Source organism: Acinetobacter towneri (assembly GCF_017498585.1).
Lineage (GTDB): Bacteria > Pseudomonadota > Gammaproteobacteria > Pseudomonadales > Moraxellaceae > Acinetobacter > Acinetobacter towneri.
Genome location: NZ_CP071766.1, coordinates 2,276,035 through 2,295,049, shown reverse-complemented (window position 1 = coordinate 2,295,049; position 19,015 = coordinate 2,276,035). Strand labels below are relative to the sequence as shown.

20 protein-coding genes, 1 other RNA gene and 2 pseudogenes are annotated in these 19,015 nt (G+C 41.0%); 14 read left to right on the top strand and 9 right to left on the bottom strand.

The window, feature by feature from the left end:
* Positions 1-38 precede the first annotated feature (38 nt).
* The 3 genes from J4G44_RS11115 (at position 39) to J4G44_RS11105 (ending at position 2,469) form a co-directional block, all read left to right on the top strand.
* Positions 39-1,169, top strand: coding sequence for a TIGR00341 family protein (locus J4G44_RS11115; protein WP_004970544.1), 1,131 nt, complete (start codon positions 39-41; stop codon positions 1,167-1,169).
* Between the two features lie 179 nt (positions 1,170-1,348).
* Entirely contained in the window at positions 1,349-1,726 is a 378-nt protein-coding gene (locus J4G44_RS11110) for a diacylglycerol kinase (RefSeq protein WP_207973661.1), read from the top strand.
* 59 nt (positions 1,727-1,785) lie between these two features.
* Positions 1,786-2,469, top strand: coding sequence for a phosphatase PAP2 family protein (locus J4G44_RS11105; protein ID WP_207973660.1), 684 nt, complete (start codon positions 1,786-1,788; stop codon positions 2,467-2,469).
* Between the two features lie 9 nt (positions 2,470-2,478).
* Here J4G44_RS11105 and J4G44_RS11100 read toward each other — a convergent pair whose 3' ends face one another.
* Entirely contained in the window at positions 2,479-3,792 is a 1,314-nt protein-coding gene (locus tag J4G44_RS11100) for an ATP-binding protein (protein ID WP_207973659.1), read from the bottom strand.
* Positions 3,792-4,049, bottom strand: a pseudogene (locus J4G44_RS11095) (winged helix-turn-helix domain-containing protein); the annotation flags it as partial. The gene J4G44_RS11100 and the pseudogene J4G44_RS11095, both read right to left, overlap by 1 nt.
* 77 nt (positions 4,050-4,126) lie before the next feature.
* On the opposite strand from J4G44_RS11095, the gene tnpA reads away from it, so the two are divergent.
* From tnpA to J4G44_RS11075, 4 genes and pseudogenes are all read left to right on the top strand, one after another.
* Positions 4,127-4,510 (top strand): IS66-like element accessory protein TnpA, encoded by a 384-nt coding sequence (gene tnpA / locus J4G44_RS11090; RefSeq protein WP_207973658.1) that lies wholly within the window; start codon positions 4,127-4,129, stop codon positions 4,508-4,510.
* A complete protein-coding gene (gene tnpB / locus J4G44_RS11085) occupies positions 4,507-4,842 on the top strand; it encodes an IS66 family insertion sequence element accessory protein TnpB (RefSeq protein ID WP_166236265.1) in 336 nt (111 codons plus the stop codon). Before tnpA ends, tnpB begins: the two co-directional genes overlap by 4 nt.
* 74 nt (positions 4,843-4,916) lie before the next feature.
* Positions 4,917-6,583: pseudogene (gene tnpC / locus J4G44_RS11080) on the top strand (IS66 family transposase).
* Positions 6,584-6,633: 50 nt separating this feature from the next.
* Positions 6,634-7,197 carry an ATP-binding protein gene (locus tag J4G44_RS11075; protein WP_180008684.1) on the top strand — a complete coding sequence of 188 codons (564 nt, stop codon included), beginning with the start codon at positions 6,634-6,636 and terminating at the stop codon, positions 7,195-7,197.
* On the opposite strand, the gene J4G44_RS11070 is transcribed toward J4G44_RS11075, so the two are convergent.
* From J4G44_RS11070 to J4G44_RS11055, 4 genes are all read right to left on the bottom strand, one after another.
* Positions 7,188-8,261 (bottom strand): AI-2E family transporter, encoded by a 1,074-nt coding sequence (locus J4G44_RS11070; RefSeq protein WP_207973656.1) that lies wholly within the window; start codon positions 8,259-8,261, stop codon positions 7,188-7,190. The two genes, J4G44_RS11075 and J4G44_RS11070, sit on opposite strands and share 10 nt — an antisense overlap.
* 68 nt (positions 8,262-8,329) lie before the next feature.
* Complete coding sequence (locus tag J4G44_RS11065) at positions 8,330-9,022, bottom strand: VIT1/CCC1 transporter family protein (RefSeq protein WP_180008687.1); 693 nt, start codon at positions 9,020-9,022, stop codon at positions 8,330-8,332.
* A gap of 857 nt (positions 9,023-9,879) precedes the next feature.
* A complete protein-coding gene (gene cueR / locus J4G44_RS11060) occupies positions 9,880-10,272 on the bottom strand; it encodes a Cu(I)-responsive transcriptional regulator (protein ID WP_207973655.1) in 393 nt (130 codons plus the stop codon).
* A gap of 59 nt (positions 10,273-10,331) precedes the next feature.
* Complete coding sequence (locus J4G44_RS11055) at positions 10,332-12,803, bottom strand: heavy metal translocating P-type ATPase (protein ID WP_180044189.1); 2,472 nt, start codon at positions 12,801-12,803, stop codon at positions 10,332-10,334.
* Positions 12,804-12,952: 149 nt separating this feature from the next.
* Here J4G44_RS11055 and J4G44_RS11050 point away from each other — a divergent pair, with 149 nt between their 5' ends.
* From J4G44_RS11050 to J4G44_RS11025, 6 genes are all read left to right on the top strand, one after another.
* Positions 12,953-13,147 carry a heavy-metal-associated domain-containing protein gene (locus tag J4G44_RS11050; RefSeq protein WP_004970528.1) on the top strand — a complete coding sequence of 65 codons (195 nt, stop codon included), beginning with the start codon at positions 12,953-12,955 and terminating at the stop codon, positions 13,145-13,147.
* A gap of 501 nt (positions 13,148-13,648) precedes the next feature.
* Complete coding sequence (locus J4G44_RS11045) at positions 13,649-14,650, top strand: putative oxygenase MesX (RefSeq protein ID WP_154320486.1); 1,002 nt, start codon at positions 13,649-13,651, stop codon at positions 14,648-14,650.
* 26 nt (positions 14,651-14,676) lie between these two features.
* Complete coding sequence (locus J4G44_RS11040) at positions 14,677-15,705, top strand: methionine synthase (RefSeq protein ID WP_004970525.1); 1,029 nt, start codon at positions 14,677-14,679, stop codon at positions 15,703-15,705.
* 122 nt (positions 15,706-15,827) lie between these two features.
* Positions 15,828-16,322, top strand: coding sequence for a flavin reductase (locus J4G44_RS11035; protein ID WP_004970523.1), 495 nt, complete (start codon positions 15,828-15,830; stop codon positions 16,320-16,322).
* A 71-nt stretch (positions 16,323-16,393) separates the two neighbouring features.
* Complete coding sequence (locus J4G44_RS11030) at positions 16,394-16,684, top strand: type II toxin-antitoxin system HigB family toxin (protein ID WP_019836372.1); 291 nt, start codon at positions 16,394-16,396, stop codon at positions 16,682-16,684.
* A 1-nt stretch (position 16,685) separates the two neighbouring features.
* Positions 16,686-17,087: a helix-turn-helix domain-containing protein gene (locus J4G44_RS11025; RefSeq protein ID WP_004970519.1), complete on the top strand. Its 402-nt coding sequence runs from the start codon at positions 16,686-16,688 to the stop codon at positions 17,085-17,087.
* 47 nt (positions 17,088-17,134) lie between these two features.
* Here J4G44_RS11025 and ssrS read toward each other — a convergent pair.
* The 3 genes from ssrS to J4G44_RS11010 form a co-directional block, all read right to left on the bottom strand.
* A non-coding RNA gene (gene ssrS / locus J4G44_RS11020) (6S RNA) lies at positions 17,135-17,317 on the bottom strand.
* Positions 17,318-17,427: 110 nt separating this feature from the next.
* The gene (locus J4G44_RS11015; RefSeq protein WP_004970518.1) at positions 17,428-17,712 is read right to left on the bottom strand and encodes a cell division protein ZapA; all 285 of its coding nucleotides are present in this window, start codon (positions 17,710-17,712) and stop codon (positions 17,428-17,430) included.
* A 1-nt stretch (position 17,713) separates the two neighbouring features.
* Entirely contained in the window at positions 17,714-18,265 is a 552-nt protein-coding gene (locus J4G44_RS11010; protein WP_207973654.1) for a hypothetical protein, read from the bottom strand.
* A 64-nt stretch (positions 18,266-18,329) separates the two neighbouring features.
* Here J4G44_RS11010 and J4G44_RS11005 point away from each other — a divergent pair, with 64 nt between their 5' ends.
* On the top strand, positions 18,330-18,968 hold the full coding sequence (locus J4G44_RS11005) for a UPF0149 family protein (RefSeq protein ID WP_179996074.1): 639 nt from the start codon (positions 18,330-18,332) through the stop codon (positions 18,966-18,968).
* Positions 18,969-19,015 lie beyond the last annotated feature (47 nt).

Below are 19,015 nucleotides of genomic sequence, written 5' to 3'. Positions count from 1 at the left end.
TTGGAAAGATTCTTCTTTAGCTGACACGGAGGTATGCTTTGGAAAAAGATCAAGATCCAACGATAGTGGTTGAAGACAGTCCTGAACAAGAAAAATATGAACTTTTGAAAGAAAAGCTGAAATACAAACAGGCGGAGCGCGAAAATTCTAAAAAAATTGATCATAAACAAGTACGGTTGAACATTCAAGCGGATGCCTTACCAAGCAAAACCTTTTTTATAATGAATGCTTTGGCAGCGATTATTGCGGGCTATGGTTTATTGTCAAATTCAGCCGCAGTGGTGATTGGTGCAATGCTGGTTGCGATGATGCTAGGCCCTATTTCAGGTATGGCTTTAGCATTTATTGATAATCGATGGTTGTTTTTTAAAACAGCATTTAAAACCTTAGTTTTAGGTGTGTCGATGATTGTCAGTATTGGCATCATTTTAGGTCTTATCAATATTAACTTACCTATCACCCATGAAATTCTGTCTAGAACTCAGCCTACCATTATGGATTTAATGATTGCACTTGCGGGTGGTGCAGCAGGGGCATTTGCAGCCGTTTCACCACGTCTGTCTGTGGCTGTTGTTGGCGTTGCAGTTGCGACTGCTTTGGTACCGCCGCTGGTTGCAAGTGGCATATTAATTGCGCATCTGGAATGGAAACATGCAGCAAATGCTCTGCTGTTGGCACTGACCAATATTGTTGCTATTCAAATTAGTTCTTCACTGGTGTTATGGGCAGCAGGTTTTAGACGCGGTTCAGATGAAGAAGTAAATAGCACAGTAATTGAATTTATTAAAAGAAATATCGTGAGTCTTTTAGTACTTTTTGCGCTGGGTATCTATTTAAGCTTTAACTTTATGATGATGTTAAATAAACAGATGTATGAACATCAGGTAGAAAGCTTGATTGAAAGTCAATTTAATCAACATAATAATTTGATTGATACGGTGCAGTTTGATCGGCGTAAAGAGATGACTTTAATTCGCGTAGTCTTGCGTGGAGATATAGCGCCAAAACCTCAACAGATTTCTGCATTGAATCAAAAATTAGCACAAGACCCACGTGGAAAACCAAGTGTGGTTCAAGTGCGCTTTATTCCTGTGCAAATTATTCAAGCCAAAGAAAGTCCTGATTTTGATATTAAGCAAGTTGAAGCCGAGCAATTGATACAACCTTAGATTCAACAATAAGAAATTGATGGTATTTACAGCTTACTTTAGATGGAGTCTTATTATTCAATAGGCATTCATAATGTTACATATTACACAGATTTAATTTAATAGTCTCAAAAGGTTATATTTAAGCCAATTTTAAGCTAAGTGACTTAACATCGGATTTATTTCAAATCAGATTCACTATGCTTCCACGCTCTCCTTACAAAGGCACTTCTGGTTTACAAAGGATTTTGAATGCCACAAGCTATTCTTTGGCAGGGTTTAAAGCCGCCTTTCAAAATGAAGCGGCATTTCGGCAAATCATTCTGATTAATTCACTGCTGATTCCACTCAGTTTTTTCATGCCTGTTAGTCGTGTCGAACAAGTGATCATGATAGTGGTGTGTTTACTTGCCATCATTGTCGAACGGATTAATTCAGCCATTGAAGCTGTGGTCGATCGTGTTTCAATTGAGCAACATCCCTTGTCTAAAAATGCCAAAGATATGGGCAGTGCAGCGCAATTTGTTGCTTTGGCAATTATCGCATTGACTTGGGGTGCATGCCTGATTTCTGCTTAATTCCTTAAAAAACAAGCATAAAACAGACTTTAAAATAGATAGTGAGTTGAGTATTCCTCATGCGGCATCAGCATTCAAAATTTTTACTTCTTCAAGCAATTTTACGCCTTCTGAGTTTGCTGATATTGCTCAATTTCTTTAGCGTTGCAGGCAGGCTAGATTTATACCTCATTCAACCCTTTGTGGATGCTCATGCAGAATTTCCACTTCGACAAGACTGGGCATTGGCTGTATTAAATCATCGGTATGTCAAATATATCCTGATTGCAGTATATCTGAGCTATTTGCTGGCTTGGTTGCTGTCTTTCAGATTTCAAAAATTACGTGCTCGTCGTTGGGAGTTTGGCTATTTCTTTTGGATGGCGGTGATTTCAACCAGTGTGATTGCAATACTTAAATCGCAGTCGGCACATGCTTGCCCGTGGGATATGAGCATTGCCACAGCGCATGGCGTTTGGTGGGATTTAAGTGCAACGGCAGGGCATTGTTTTCCTGGTGGGCATGCCTCAAGTGGTTTTGCTTTATTGGTAGGATATTTTGTTTATCGGGTTGCTCAACCTAAACGTGCTTATTTTTTCTTAATTGCAGCATGTATTTTAGGCATGGGGATGGGCTGGGCGCAAATGATGCGCGGGGCACATTTTTTTAGTCATAATCTTTGGACAGGCTGGATTACTTGGTGTTTGAATGTGGTTGCCTATGCATTCTTGGCGCATAAATTGCACACTCAAAATCTAACTTAAAACCCGATCTTAACGCATCGGAAATTTAACCTGCACACATAAACCACCTAAACTGGCACTTTTAGAAAACTCTAAACTTGCACCTAAGCGTTGGGTGGCTTTATCTACAATAGATAAACCTAAACCACTACCAATTTCCGCATGGTTATGAATACGGTAAAAACGCTGTCGAATTTGATTGAATAGTGCGGGGTCAATGCCTGCACCACTGTCTTCAATTTGCAAAATTGCATGTTGTTCTTGCTGAAAAATAGTCACATTAATCACGCCTTGTTTGGGGGTATATTTAATCGCATTATCAATTAAATTATAAATAATGGAATGTAAAGCAGAACTTTGTCCATGAATATTCAACTCTTGGCGTTGTTCGACACCTAAATCAATATCTTTTTGCAATGCCAATTGAATGAGCTGTTCCACACAGGCAATGGTCATTTGATTTAAAGATAGGGTTTGATCGTTTTCAATTAGACTATCTGAGGCATCTTGCTTGGCTAAGCTTAATAACTGATTGACTAAATGCTGTAAACGCAAAACCCCTTGGCTTAAATTATTGAGGGCATCACTATGTGGAAATTGCTGCAATAAAATTTGTACTTGTAAATTGAGTGCAGTGAGTGGGGTACGTAATTCATGTGCAGCATCGGCAACGAACTGGCGCTGTTCCTGCTGTGCGGCAGAAATTCGCGTAAATAACTGATTCATTTCCTGAATCGTGGGTGCAAGCTCGACAGGATAATCCAACATGTGAATCGGGCTGAGATCCTGCGCTTTACGACGTGCCAATTCGCTTTTAAAGTTATTTAGTGGTTGAAAATTATGACGAATCAGCCAACCCAAAGCCAAAAGGGCAAAGGGTAAAAATATTGCATAGGGAATAAACATATTTGCCGCTAATTCTAAAGCTAAATATTGGCGCACAGAGTTTTGCTGGCTAATTTGAATTTGCAGATTTTCCTGCGGCAAAATATAAGTACGCCACAATTCAGATTGAGTTTGATGACTATAAAAACCCGGTTTTTCTACAGGCTGTAGTAGTAATACATCTTGAGGGTGTAATTGTGGTGTTGCATCAGCATATGCCCAAATATCGACAAATAAGTCTTCTTCACTATATTTTTGATTTAAATTGATTTGGCTTCGCGTAGGTTCTGGGTGGTTCGCTGCAATGCGTTCTGCCAAACTTTGCATTTGTGCATCTAAAATTTCATTCATTTCTTCTAGGGCAATTCGATACGCTGCAAATACCAAAACGCAGCCCAACATGACACTAAAGATAGAAACATAAACAATCAGACGTTTTTGCAAAGAGTAGGATTGCATTAAATTTGCCCTAAACGGTAGCCCAAACCACGAATGGTACGAATAAAGTCCTTGCCAAGTTTGGCGCGTAAATGGTGAATATAGACTTCAATGGTGTTGCTGCTGACTTCACTGTCAAAATCATATAATTTATCTTCTAAATTACTTTTAGAGAAAATTTTATTAGGGTGGCTGACCAAAGCCATTAAAATTGCCCATTCACGATTCGACAATTCGATATATTCACCTTTGAATTTTGCCAAATGTTGGTAAGCGTCCGCTGAACACACCTTCTGAATTCATCCTATAAGCCTTAATTTAGTCCCCACTTAGAAACAAGTGGGGACTTAAATTTATGACTACAAATAATCAGACATCCATCGCATCTCTTGCGAAAAAACGAAGAACATACAGTGCTGAATTTAAACAGCAGATCGTTCAGGCTTGTAAAGCACCGGACGTTTCAATTGCTTCAGTCGCTTTGCAACATGGATTGAATACAAATCTTGTATCCAAATGGATTCGCTTAATTGATGCTAAGCCAGGGAGTGATCGCTCACCACTACCGAATAAACCTGCATTTATTGCCTTATCTTGCTCTGCACCATTAGATCCTACTCCTACTGACATGTTAAAAGTTCAAATTACTTTACCCCACTCAAAAGCAGAAATTGGCTTGAAATGGCAAGTATCGAAAATATCTGCTTTAGCAGAATTACTCAAGGTACTTGTAACATGATCCGCATTGATGAAATCTGGCTCTCCACCCAACCTCTGGATATGCGAGCAGGGATGGATACGGTCATGGCGCAGATTATGAAAGCCTTTGGCTCAATCAAACCGCATTGCGCCTACCTGTTCTGTAATAAACGTGGTCATCGTATGAAAGTGTTGGTACATGATGGACTGGGCATCTGGCTGTGTGCCCGGCGTTTGGAACAGGGTAAATTTCACTGGGCTCAAGTTCACCAAGGTGAAACCGTGGCCCTCAGCCCGGAACAGTTACAGGCATTAATCCAAGGTTTGCCTTGGCAGAGAATTGGATTGCAGCAAGTGGTGAATATGCTCTAAACCAAGCTCGACCATTCTGCCATCCTCCAAACGTTCTATTTCATTCTCTTCATGACCTCAGGCATACTGCGGTCATGAATACGCTGCCTGACTTAAGCCAACTGACCCATGAACAACTGCTGGAATTCACCAGACAGTTGGCGATGCAGCATCAGTCTCTAGCACAATCAAACCAGCAATTAGATGCCAGAGTTCAACATCTTGAAGTCACCAATCAACAATTAGATGCCAAAGTTCAACATCTTGAAGTCACCAATCAGCAATTAGATTCTAAAGTTCAGCATCTTTCTATTCTCAATCAAAAATACGAGCATGAACTGGCGCTGTTTAAACAGCATAAATTCGGCAGTAAAAACGAACATCTCACTGCAAAACAAATCCACCTGTGGGATGAAGCGGTTGAAGAAGATATTGCCGCGGTTGATCTAGAACTGGAACGGCTAAATGCAGATAAAACCGATGCAGTGACACACAAAGCCAAAACCAATAAACCTAAACGTCGACCACTGCCAGATCATCTACACACCATCCGTATTGAGCATGAACCTGCATCAACCCAATGTGCTTGTGGCTGCCAACTCCGTCGTATCGGCGAAGATGTCAGTGAAAAACTGCATTTCAGACCGGCACAGTTCTATAAGGAACAGCATGTGCGTGGTAAATGGGTCTGTGATCAGTGTGACACTCTGACTCAGCAAGCGATGCCCGCCTATGTGATTGATAAAGGCATTGCTTCACCTGAATTGCTCAGCCATGTGCTGGTATCGAAGTATGCCGATCATTTGCCGCTGTACCGTCAACGTCTGATCTATCAGCGGGCGGGTATTGATTTATCCAGATCAACGTTATCTGACTGGATAGGTCGCTGCGGTGTAGAACTGGAGCCTCTGGCCAATGCCTTAAAAGAGGTGGTACTACAACAGCAGGTGCTGCATGCAGATGAAACACCGGTCACCATCATGCGGATGGGTGAGAATGATAAAAAACCGAAGAAAGGTTATGTCTGGGCCTATGCCACCACACAGTACAATCCAGTTCAGGCGGTGATCTATGACTTTCAGGATAGTCGTTCAGGCCAGCATGCTGAAGAGTTCTTGAAAGGCTGGCAGGGTCATCTGGTCTGTGATGATTACAGTGGTTATAAAGCACGCTTTAAATCAGGCCAGGTCATTGAGGTGGGCTGCATGGCCCATGCACGTCGTAAATTCCATGAACTGCATGTAACTGGGAAAAGTCAGGTCGCTGAACAGGCCTTAGTGCTGATTCAGAAACTGTATGCGATAGAAGCAGAACTCAGGAAAAAGACCGATGGTACAGCAGAACATCGCCGCGAATACCGACAACAGCATAGTCAACCAGTGATGCAACAACTATATGAATGGCTCAACCAACATCATCTGACAGTGCCATCGAGTTCTCCCACCGCCAAGGCCATCAATTACACTCTGAAGCGTTGGCCAGCTTTAATCCGCTATTTGGATGATGGCAATCTACCGATTTGCAATAATTGGGTAGAGAATCAAATGCGACCTTGGGCCTTAGGGCGCAAGAACTGGCTGTTTGCTGGCTCGCTGCGCAGCGGCCAGCGAGCGGCGAATATCATGACTTTAATCCAGTCAGCAAAGCTGAATGGCTTGGATCCGTATGCCTATTTAAGTGATGTGCTGAAAAGGCTGCCGACGCATAAAGCGACCCAAATAGAAGAATTACGCCACATCGCTGGAAATCCAACTCAAATTAAAAAATAGGCATGGGGTTCAGCGGACGCTTACTGTACAACTCAGCCAATTAATGTTGCAACAGCCTCAAGTAGAGCAAGAAAAAGTACGTGCGAGCTTAAGGCAAGCAGAGCAGAGTATTTTGCGCTACGAAACGTTGTTGGAGCAGCTTTTATTACTGAGTCAAACTGAAAATCAGCAGCCGAATAAAACTGTTGTAGCAATCCCCGTTGCACCGACCTTAAAAACCGTTGTTGAGGAACTTTCACTAGGCTATCCAAACTTGGCGGTGCGGCTTGATATTGATTGGGCGCATTTGGGGCAGTTGGCTTTGCCACATGCGACTTTAGCCATTATTTTAAAAAATCTAATCGAAAATGCTTATGTTCATGCTCAAACTGAGCAACCGATACACATTTATTATCAGGATAATGCACTATGGATTTGTGATGAAGGGCAGGGGCTGGGTAATGATGACCTTGCTTTATTGACTCAGCGTTTTTGGCGTAAGTCGGCGCAGCAGCAAGGTCATGGTTTGGGCTTATCTTTGGTTAAGTTATTGCTCGAAAAGTATGGTTATCAATTAAGTTTTAGCCAGCGTTTGCCGCATGGATTACAAGTCAAAATTTACGCTTGATCTGTATCTTGCTCAACATCATCCATTAACAATAATGTAAAAGGACGCGTGCTTTCAAATTCAGCAAAAATAATCACAAATACCGAGGTTAAAGGTACAGCAAGAATAGCGCCTGAAATCCCCCATAGCGATGACCAAAGTGAGAGTGAAATCAACACCACAAAAGGAGAAAGGTTGATTTCTTTACCAATCATTTTGGGTTCGAGTACGTTGCCAACATACATTTGCGCCATGGTTAAAAGAACTGCAACGGCTAAAGTCATTTGAATCGAGCCAAATTGTACCAAGGTTAAAGTCACAGGAAAGACTACGCCTAACAAAGACCCGATATAAGGAATATAGTTAAGAATTCCAATGATCAGCGCCCAGAAGATGGCATGCTCGACTCCAAATAACCATAAAATAATGACAGAAATAGTTGCAAGAATAATATTAATGAGTGTCTTCACCGCAAGATAGTCACCAATCTTTTTATTAATATTCATAATTAAATATTTGGTGCGCTTTGCACCTTGGCTGGGGAATGCTAGACTGAGCCGAGATGAAAAGCGCCCTTTTTCTGCGATGAGAAACATTGCATAGACAATGATGAGTACTACAATACTGGTAAAGGAGCTCACTGCGCCAATCATATAACTAATAAAACTTTGCACGCTGATACGTTCAAAAATAAGCTCGCGAAGTACGCTTAAATCAAGACCTTGCGCCCAACTAAATCGCGAAGAAAAAGATTGCAGCATTTTTTCCAAATTGGCTTGATAATTGGGTGCAGAAATCAAAATTTGCTCGCCAGTAATAATTAAAATATGGCTAAATGCAAACATCGAGATAATGAATCCAATCAGCACCATTAAGCGGCGCATCCATTCAGGACTATGTTTGAGTACTGGAAAGTTCCCAAGCCAATCGGTTAAAGTTGCCAAGATATAAACCGAAATAATGGACATCAGTACAGGGAGCAAAAAACTTTGTGCAACTTTAAGTAGCCAACCAAAAAGAATAATAAATAACAGTAAATACACCGCAATGCGCAATGTGTTTTGCCAAGCCTGCTCTTGATTCATAATGGGAAGCTCCTATCAGTTTGGCAAAGAGTAAATAGTATCGAATAAAGTTTTAGTTCAATATGTGTTTAGACATTAAACAGTGACCCAATCCAGCTTGTCACGAGCATTGCTGCAATGCCCCAAAGCATAATTCGTAGGGTACTTTTATACATTGCAGCGCCAGATAAATAACCAGAAATTGCACCTAATACGCCCAAAGCTAAAACACCTACGACAACGATACCCCAATTCAGCGCATGTGTAGGAAGAAGCCAAATTGATAACATAGGCAACATCGCACCTAAAGAAAAGGCAACGGCAGATGCAAGGGCTGCTTGAATAGGTTGTGCGGCAGTTTGTTCATTAATGCCAATTTCATCGCGTGCATGTGCTTCGAGGGCATCGTGTGCGGTCAATTGTTCGGCGACCTGCGCTGCTAACTGAGGTTCTAAGCCACGATGTATATAAATGCGTGTGAGCTCTTTGAGTTCAAGTTCAGGGTTATGTTTTAATTCGTGTTTTTCCATGGCTAAGTCGGCGTGCTCAATGTCCTCTTGAGATTTGACCGATACATATTCACCTGCTGCCATTGAAATCGCACCAGAAATCCAACCCGCCAAACAAGTAATCCATAAGGTTTCGGTACTTGCACCACTTGCTGCCATTCCTGCGACCAAACTGGTCACAGAAATGATCCCATCGTTCGCACCCAATACTGCAGCACGTAACCATCCAGACCGTTCAATATAGTGTTTTTCGAGGTGGTAAGAATGTGGCATAGATCAAACTCTCTTGTTATTCAATTTTCGTTTATTGATGTGTGATATAGCATAAATCATTCTAAAAAATTTATCGTTTAAAAATGAGAGGTATTTCACAAAATAGATGAAGTCGTAATGTGGTTTTTGAGTTTGAGCTTGGAGTTTTTTATAAAATTTCCTTAAATTTCAACCTTTAAATGCCTTAAAAAATGATCAATAGCTTGTAAGATGATAAAAGAGATTGATTCAATCAGGCTTGCAAGTAAATAGGAAATATCGTGATGTCTTTTCAGAATATTGTGGTACCTGTAGTGAGCGAAGTCAGTCTAAAAACCATTCATCGGTTGGGTGCAGGGTAAAGTATGCCTAAATTATCTCGTGACTTAGTATCGCCAGACGTATTTGATTTAAAGTCATTTATTTCTCCTCGCATTAGGGGTAGATGTCGCACTTGCAGAAGTCATACGTGGACACGGTACAATTTATGATGCAGAAGTCTGTGATGCTGCGGTTCGTTTAATTAATGAAAAAGGATATGAATTACCGCGCTAAAATATGCGTAATGAATAGTGCTAAAACTTGATTGTTGTGCAGTTTATCGGAGAGATTCTTAAAAAGTGTTAAATTTATCTCGTAAATTATATAGAATGCTCACTAATTCAAATTGTGTTTATATATAATACGCTCCCATAAAGTAACAGATATTCCAAGTTTCCCCCCACACTTCCCCAAAGTGTGAGTTTTTTTATGCTATGTATTAAAAAGATAGGGATGTAGATTTCCTAAGTTAAATTTAAGCTGACAGATACAACAATGGTTTCTAACAAGTGGATAACTGTCAGGTCTTGTTTGAATGGGGGAAGCTTAATTCCAAATCACTTCCCCAATTCAATATCTTTCAAAATCACACAATCTGCCTGTTCATCGCCAGAGCAATGATCTGCAGAGCTTTGCAACCAGTTCGCCATTTCCTGTAATTGCGTAATCTTCTGTTTTAAGGTTTCAATATGTTTAAGCGTGAGTTGCTTCACTTCTGCACTTTGTCGGTCAGCATTTTTCCATAAACCTAGCAATTCTTTCATTTGCTCAGAAGAAAACCCCAAATCCCGTGCATGCTTAATAAAAGACAAAGTTTTTAAATCTTGCTCAGAATAAATCCGATAACCCGAAGCAGAGCGTTTGGCGGTATCCAGTAAACCAATTTGCTCATAATAACGAATCATTTTGCTGGAAATATCCGATAGCTTAGAGGCTTGACCAATATTCATGTGACTTCTCTCATAAAAAGGGCGTAGAGCAATCTTCTAAACCCTTTTGTATGTTGCATTTAAATCTGTGCTGCTTGGAAATATTTTAAACGGAGCGCATTACCCAATACAAACACTGAAGATAATGCCATCGCGCCCGCAGCAAAAATAGGCGAGAGCAAAATACCTGCAAACGGGTATAGCACGCCTGCAGCAATTGGAATCAAGGCAATATTATAAATAAATGCCCAAAACAGATTTTGACGAATATTGCGGATAGTGGCTTTACTCAAAGCAATTGCATTGGGCACACCTTGTAAATTGCCCGACATCAATACAACTTCGGCTGCTTCAATCGCAACATCTGTACCTGTACCAATCGCAATTCCAACATCGGCTTGTGCCAAAGCAGGGGCATCATTAATACCATCACCCACAAAAGCCACACGTCCAAATTGCTGTTGTAATTCACGTACAACATCGACCTTGCCTTCAGGTAAAACCTCGGCCACCACATGATCAATCTGTAAACGTGCAGCAATTGCCTGAGCCGTATGTCGGTTATCTCCCGTAATCATCGCCACTTTTAAACCCAGTTGATGCAACGCTGCAATAGCAGCAAAAGTCGTGTCTTTAATTGGGTCTGCAACGGCAACAATGGCTGCCAGTTGTTGATCAATCGCCATATAAATTGGTGTTTTGCCTTCTTGTCCTAAACGTGCAGCTTCTGCATTAAAAGCGCTAACATCTAGCCCAATTTGTTGCATATAACGGTCTGCACCAATCTGAATACGTTGACCATTCACCAGTGCTTCAATACCTGAACCTGTGATGCTGTCAAATTCGGTAACAGGCAGTAAACTGACTTGCTTTTCTGTTGCAGCTTGCACAATCGCCAATGCAATGGGATGCTCAGATTTCGCTTCTACCGATGCTAAAAGTACAAAGACCTGATCTGCATCAAAACCCGATTGCACATGAAAATCGGTTAATATCGGTTTGCCTTCGGTGAGCGTTCCTGTTTTATCCACCGCGACCACTTTAACATCTTGCAAAAGCTGCAAAGCTTCGCCTTTACGAAACAGCACGCCCATTTCAGCGCCACGACCTGTTCCCACCATAATTGAAGTCGGTGTGGCTAAACCCATCGCACATGGGCAGGCAATAATTAGAACAGCGACTGCATTGACCAAACCAAAGGTCAGGGCAGGTTCTGGGCCAAAAATAAACCACACAATAAAAGTAAGTGCAGCCAATAACATCACGGCAGGTACAAACCACATGGTTACTTTATCCACCAAGGCTTGAATGGGTAATTTAGACCCTTGCGCCTGCTCGACCATGCGAATAATTTGCGCCAACACCGAAGCTTCACCAATGGCAGTGGCACGAATATTTAGTGTGCCATTTTGGTTGATGGTGCCACCTACGACTTGATTGCCTATTTGTTTGGCTACAGGAACAGGCTCACCTGTAATCATTGACTCATCTATATAACTATGACCTTCGATCACTTCACCATCTACAGGAATGCGCTCACCTGGGCGGATTTCGACAATGGTATTGGAGCTGACTTCCGCCACTGGCACTTCAATGATTTGACCATCCCGATGAATACGTGCAGTTTTAGCTTGCATGCCAATTAAATGCTGAATGGCTTGCGAGGTGCGACCTTTGGCTTTGGCTTCAAAATAACGACCCAGCAAAATCAAACTGACAATCACTGCCGCAGCTTCATAATAAACATGCACTGTGCCTTCGGGTAAAAGCTGCGGCATAAACGTTGCCACCAATGAAAAACTGTATGCAGCCAAAGTTCCTACCGCCACCAAAGAGTTCATATCAGGCGCAAAATGTAACAGCGCTGGAATCCCTTTTTGATAAAAACGACGTCCTGGTAACAGCAGCACCAATGTGGTTAAAGCAAATTGAATCAACCAACTTTGTTGTTGCCCAATATTGTGCATCACCCACATGTGAAAGGCAGGAATCATGTGTGATCCCATTTCCAGAATAAACACAGGCAAGGCTAAAATCAGTGAAATTACTAAATCACGTTTCAGTTGTTGCTGTTCCAGATTCTTTTTATCGTGTTGTTCGTTAGAGTCGTGTTGCAGCAGTTTGGCGTCATAACCTGCTTTTTGAATCGCTCGAATCAGGTCTTGGCTAGAAACAGTGGCATTCGGCTGAATCCATGCATGTTCAGTCGCCAAATTGACATTGGCTTGTTCTACACCAGGCACTTTCTTTAAGGCTTTTTCGACACGTGTTACACACGAAGCACAAGTCATGCCATCAATAGACAGTTCGATTGGTTGAATGGCAGCTACATCAAAACCTGCACGTTGCACTGCCTTAATGAGCAGTGCACGGTCTAAAGGTTGCGATGCATGAATCAGTGCTTTTTCTGTTGCAAGATTCACTTCAGCTTTTTCTACACCATCGACTTTTTTTAAGGCTTTTTCGACACGCCCGACACATGAGGCACAGGTCATGCCTTCTATAGACAAAGTTTCCTGATAGGGAGAGGCATTTGGGTGTTTTGCGTCCATGGTCGTCTCTATAATTTGGAGGATGTGTTTAGCATATAGATTGACACGATGGTAAGGTCAAGTAAATTTTAGCCCAAAATAGGCTTGACCTTGCCAGCATAGTAAGCTTTAAACTACAGTTCAACAAAGGCAGAAGTGTGGAGTTCGCAATGAAACTATTGATTGAAAATATGACTTGTGGCGGTTGTGCACGTGGTGTCACGGCAACCATTCAAGATGTTGATCCTGCTGCAAAAGTTGAAGTCGATTTAGCGACTAAAATTGTGACTGTGGAAAGCACTGCAACAGTAGATCAAATTACCGCTGCATTGGCAGAAGATGATTTTCCTGCACAAGTTCAATAAAACTGCATCATCTAAGAAGCTCCGAGTGAGCTTATCGTAAGGTCAATTGGTCAACTGACGAATTGACCTATTTTTTTGCCTGCCGATTTTTTTCTCGTTGTTTTTTGATGTGACCAACTGAATACATTTTGATCACGAAGATGCTAAACCAAGCCAATCAGAAGCTGAGATTTTCTAACTTCAAGCTGAGTTTCATTCATTCAGGGCTGAAATCTACTGAATGAACTATGTGCTGTCCTCTAAAATATACTCTTCAATATTTATCGGAATAAAAATATTTTTTGGTTTTAACTTGTTGTTATTGAAATATTTATTTTAATTTTTAAATTTAAGGGATAACAGAAAAACCATCATTTTTAGATGTTTTGCTGCATATTTTAAATTAAGGTGAATAAAATTCACTTTGGACTGAGGTTAAATCATTTTTATTCACTTTGTCGTTCCAGTATAAATACCCTCATTCAGAAATTTTAACTTTTTAAATTTGGGTAGTAGATCATCATGACAAAGCCATTCACCTGTTCAATTAAACGTATTCGTTTTGACGAAAACTATGAACCTGCTAACAACACGCGTTTAACCACCAATTTTGCAAATTTGGCGCGTGGTGAAAGCCGTCAGGAAAATTTACGCAGAACTTTAGCGATGATCAATAATCGTTTTAACTCGCTGGCATCTTGCGATAACCCAAAAGGTGATCGTTATTCGCTTGAAATCGACATTATTTCTGCAGAAATTGATATTGAAGGAAATGGCAAAACTTTTCCATTCATTGAAATGCTAAAAAGTACGATCACAGATCATCAAACAAATGAACGTATTGAAGGCATGATTGGCAACAGTTTTTCATCGTATGTTCGTGATTATGATTTTAGTGTGGTCTTGCCAGCATTAGGCTGCAAAGTAAATGAAAAGCCTGAAAGTTTTGGTGATTTACATGGCAAGCTTTATCAGCATTTGGTCAGTTCAGCAGTGTTCCAAGCTGAGTTTCAAAAACAACCTGTGATTTGCCTGAGCGTATCAACCACAAAAACTTATTATCGTACGACCAATGTGCATCCTGTCTTAGGTACAGAATATAAAAATGATGAATATTCAAGAACCGATGACTATTTTGAAAAAATGGGTTTAACCGTGCGTTACTTCAAACCTGAAAATAGCAATGCACCGCTTGCGTTCTATTTTTCTGGCGATTTACTGCATGATTACACAGATTTTGAGTTGATCAGTGCCATCAGTACTATGGAAAGTTTCCAGAAAATTTATCGTCCTGAAATTTATAACACCAACTCACCTGCAGGCGAGGTCTATCAGCCAAGTTTGAATTATCAGGATTATTCATTAACCCAAGTTGTATATGACCGTGTTGAGCGAGGTCAGTTGGCAGTCAAGCAGGGCAAATGGACTGAAGAAAACTTTATCAAGCCTTATCAAGATATTCTTGAACAATGGGCTGCCAAGTTCGTGCCGCTACATGCTGCCAATCAAGAACGTGTTGCTTAACTTAAAATACAGATAGAAGATTCAAAATGGCTATTTTATTACCGACCTCAACGGCTGGCAGTTTACCTAAACCTTCGTGGCTCGCAGAACCTGAAAAGCTTTGGTCAGCTTGGAAATTAACAGGGCAAGAATTACTGGACGCAAAACAAGATGCGCTACGTCTATCACTGCATGAACAACAGCAAGCAGAGATTGATATTGTGAGTGATGGGGAGCAAACCCGTCAGCATTTTGTCACCACCTTTATTGAACACCTTGAAGGTGTCGATTTTGAAAAACGTGAAACAGTCAAAATTCGTGATCGTTATGATGCCAGTGTCCCTTCTGTGGTGGGTGCAGTTTCTAGGCAAAAACCAGTCTTTGTTGAAGATGCCAAATTCCTGCGTTCACTGACAGATCAACCCATCAAATGGGCGCTGCCTGGTCCTATGACCATGATTGATACTTTATACGATGCGCACTACAAGAGCCGTGAAAAACTGGCGTGGGAATTTGCCAAAATCCTGAATCAGGAAGCGCGTGAACTTGAAGCAGCAGGCGTGGATATCATCCAGTTTGATGAACCTGCGTTTAATGTGTTTTTTGATGAGGTGAATGACTGGGGCGTGGCAACATTAGAGCGCGCGTTAGAAGGTTTGAAATGTGAAACAGCCGTGCATATTTGCTATGGCTATGGCATTAAAGCCAATACCGATTGGAAAAAAACACTCGGCTCAGAATGGCGTCAATACGAAGCAGTTTTCCCAAAACTACAGCAGTCTAATTTGGATATTATCTCACTGGAATGTCACAACTCACGTGTTCCGATGGATTTGCTTGAACTTATCCGTGGTAAAAAGGTGATGGTGGGTGCGATTGATGTCGCAACGAATACGATTGAAACAGCCGATGAAGTTGCAGATACATTGCGCAAAGCATTGCAATTTGTCGATGCTGACAAGTTGTACCCATCGACTAACTGTGGAATGGCACCATTGAGTCGTCAGGTTGCACGAGGCAAGTTACAGGCTTTGGCTGCTGGTACGAAGATTATTCGCCAAGAATTATCTAGTTAAGCGTTCGATCAGGCGAAGTGAATTCAAGCCAAGTGAATTTAAGTTAAGTGAATCAGGGATGCTTTTTCAGGCAAAAAGCATCCTTTGAACTTTCTAAAAAAGTTGAGTGTTGGAATACGGTGATGGTTAAAGCAACAGACTTCAAAAATGCAATGTCTTTCTTATCAAGTGCAGTCAATGTAGTGACGACAATGGGAGATGCAGGACGTCATGGTTTTACTGCATCTGCGGTATGTAGCGTGACAGATACACCGCCAACATTATTGGTGTGTATGAATAAATCATCGCGTTCACATCTCAGTTTTTTAGAGAATAAAGTGCTGTGTGTGAATGTGCTAAATGCAGAACAAGAACATCTTTCCAATGCATTTGCCTCATCAAAATTGAGTTCCGATGAGCGTTTTAAGCAGGCTGAATGGGCTGCTTTGGAAACGGGCGCTCCTATATTAAAAAATGCATTGGTCAGCTTTGATTGTGAAATTTCGCAAATTCAAGAAGTGGGGACGCATACTATTTTTATTTGCCCAATAGTTGCCATTCAAAAAAATCAACAAGATCAGGCGTTGGTTTATTTTAATCGTCACTATCATCAAGTTGGTGAAACTGAGTTTGTTTAATTCGCTATAAAATATTGCAATATGCGATAATCAGTTTATACTTGATTTATAGCAAAATGCGATAAAATATTATGCATGTGATCACCCACGCTAGAATTATAGAGGCAATGCACAAGTGGCCACAGGCTGAAACAGCACTCGATGGTTGGTATCGAATTATTAAGGCAAATGATCCGAAAGACTTTGCCGAAATGAAGCAGTTATTTCCAGCAGTTGATAAAGTTGGAAAGTTTCATGTATTCGATATTGGTGGGAATAAGATTCGACTTATTGCTGTTGTGATGTATCAGGCAAAGCGTGTGTATATTCGTCATGTGTTATCCCATAAAGAATATGACAAAGGTCATTGGAAGGAGGATTAGTATGAACGCAATGATTAAACAGGCTGTAGATCACTGGCACTACGTTGCTCCTTTGCTGAGTAAACCAGAAAATGAAAAAGATTTTCATGCACTTGTCGAGGCTTTAGATGAGCTTTTAGATATTGTTGGTGATGATGAAACGCATCCTTTAATGGGGCTGATTCATCAACTCGGTGACTTGGTTTCTGTTTATGAAAATGAACACCTGCCTATTCCTCATGGAGATGGTCGTGCTGCTTTAGCTTTTTTGATGGCGCAACATGGATTAGGTCAATCTGACTTGGCAGAGGTTGCAACTCAATCTGTGATTTCGGAGATTTTAAGCGGCAAACGCCAGTTGAATATTCGTCATATTAAAGCGCTGTCTGAGCGGTTTAAGGTTTCTGCTGATACATTTTTCTAAACGATTTTATATTTTTTAGACATTTTATTTTTAGATATTTAAAAATAAATAGCTCCGAAGATGCCGCTGCATGTCGTTACCCTGAACCCGAAAAAGTTCAAGGCGGACGCGACGCATACTTGCTGGGTTTCCCATACGAGATGGGCATACGCTCTAAATATGCAGAACACAATCCTAAGATTAAAGTATCGGCAGGGATATAGACTCGCTGGCGAACACCTCAGAGTTAGAATTAGTATAACCCATCTCAGTTGCTTGGCAACTCATGTTCACGAATTAACTGTAAAGATAGAGCTTGTTTGCATAGCCTTTATGCAAACTTAAGTCAAAAAAACGACACTTAAGTAAGGGCTTCAACTTCTTGCAAAATGGTGCTGAGTAAACGCTCACAATGCTCATAATGCTGCAAAGATTTATTCATAGAAAGAACCTCTTGCATCAACTCTAAAGCCACCACAATAATCAGTTTGCTCGGTTCCATATTGGGCGCTTTACGACGAAACTCATCATAGCGTTCATTCAATAATTGTGCCGCACGCTCTAAATCTTCTCTTTTTTCTTCAGTTGTGGCTAAACGGAAACTATGTCCTAAAACACGTAAATCAATTGGAATTTGAACTGACATATTAACCTTCCTCGCTCACTTCGGCAGGGTGGGCAAGTTGTTGAATTTCTTGCGCATGATGATCTTGAGCTGTACCTAAAATTGCAAGACGCTGAATAATAGCTTCAACTTTGGCTTTGGCATGCTCATTTTTTTGTAACAATCTTTCACGTTCTTGTTTGAGTGTCTGAATTTCATGCTGATTCATACGCTGATCATTCAGCATTTTTTCTTTCAGAATGCGTAATTCATTGCGCTCAGCCAAAATTTCCTGAAAGCGGTTTTTCAAATCAGTACAGCTTTTTTCCAAACGACTGTAACGGTCTGCCAGTGCTGTCGCATCTTGGTTTAACTGCTGAAATTGCGCCTGAGTGCTGCTTAATTGCTCAGTCAGATTCTCAATTTCATCTTGCTTGGCAGTAATGATGCCGTTTCTTTGAACAATTTGAGCATGATGCTGTTCCTCAGCAGTTTGCTTGGCTGTGCTGAGGGCGGCATTTTCACTTTCATAATGATTAATTCGTGTTTTTAAAACACCAATATACGCTTGTAGACGCTGTAATTCTTCTAACATATCGTGGTCGCACAGTATTGCAAACAAAGGTAATATATACGAAGTATAGAGATTGGATAAACGAATGCAAGACGATATTTCAGGTTGGTCGGAATGGTTCCGCAATTTTTCTAACATTGAAGAAATTTCAAGCCCAAGTGAGTTACATGGCTTGCTGACAGGTATAGTTTGTGTGACAAATGCACCAACCGAAACCGAATGGCAGCAGATTTTAGAAACTTTAAATGTGCCAGAATTAGAGCCAGCCGCACTCTCACTTTTAACCGATGAATCAGAAGATGTCGCACATGCCTTGTCTGAAGATGAGTTGGATTATTTGCCGTTGTTGCCAGATGATGAACATCTTTTACAAGAACGTGTGCAAGCTTTGGCGGATTGGTGTGCAGGCGTCGTGCTTGGGTTTGGTTTAGCTTCTGGGCATATTCGTTCAGATGAAATCGAACTGATTGAGCATTTACAAGATGTCGCTGCGGTTGAATTTGAAGATTCAGACAATGATGAAGAAGGCGAAGAAAGCTATCAGGAATTATATGAATTTGTACGTTTGATTCCTGTGAGTTTATCTGTAGGACGTAAAAAAGTGCCTGTAGAAGAAAGCTCTTTATTGCAAAACTTACATGCTAAGTCGCGTCAACAAACCGTACAAACAACACAAAACGCAAGTGCTGTTGTTGAAATGTTTACGCCACACCGTCCGAGTTAATCGGGCGTTGTGTGCCTAAGTTAAGTCGGTGTAAGGTGCTTTAAGTC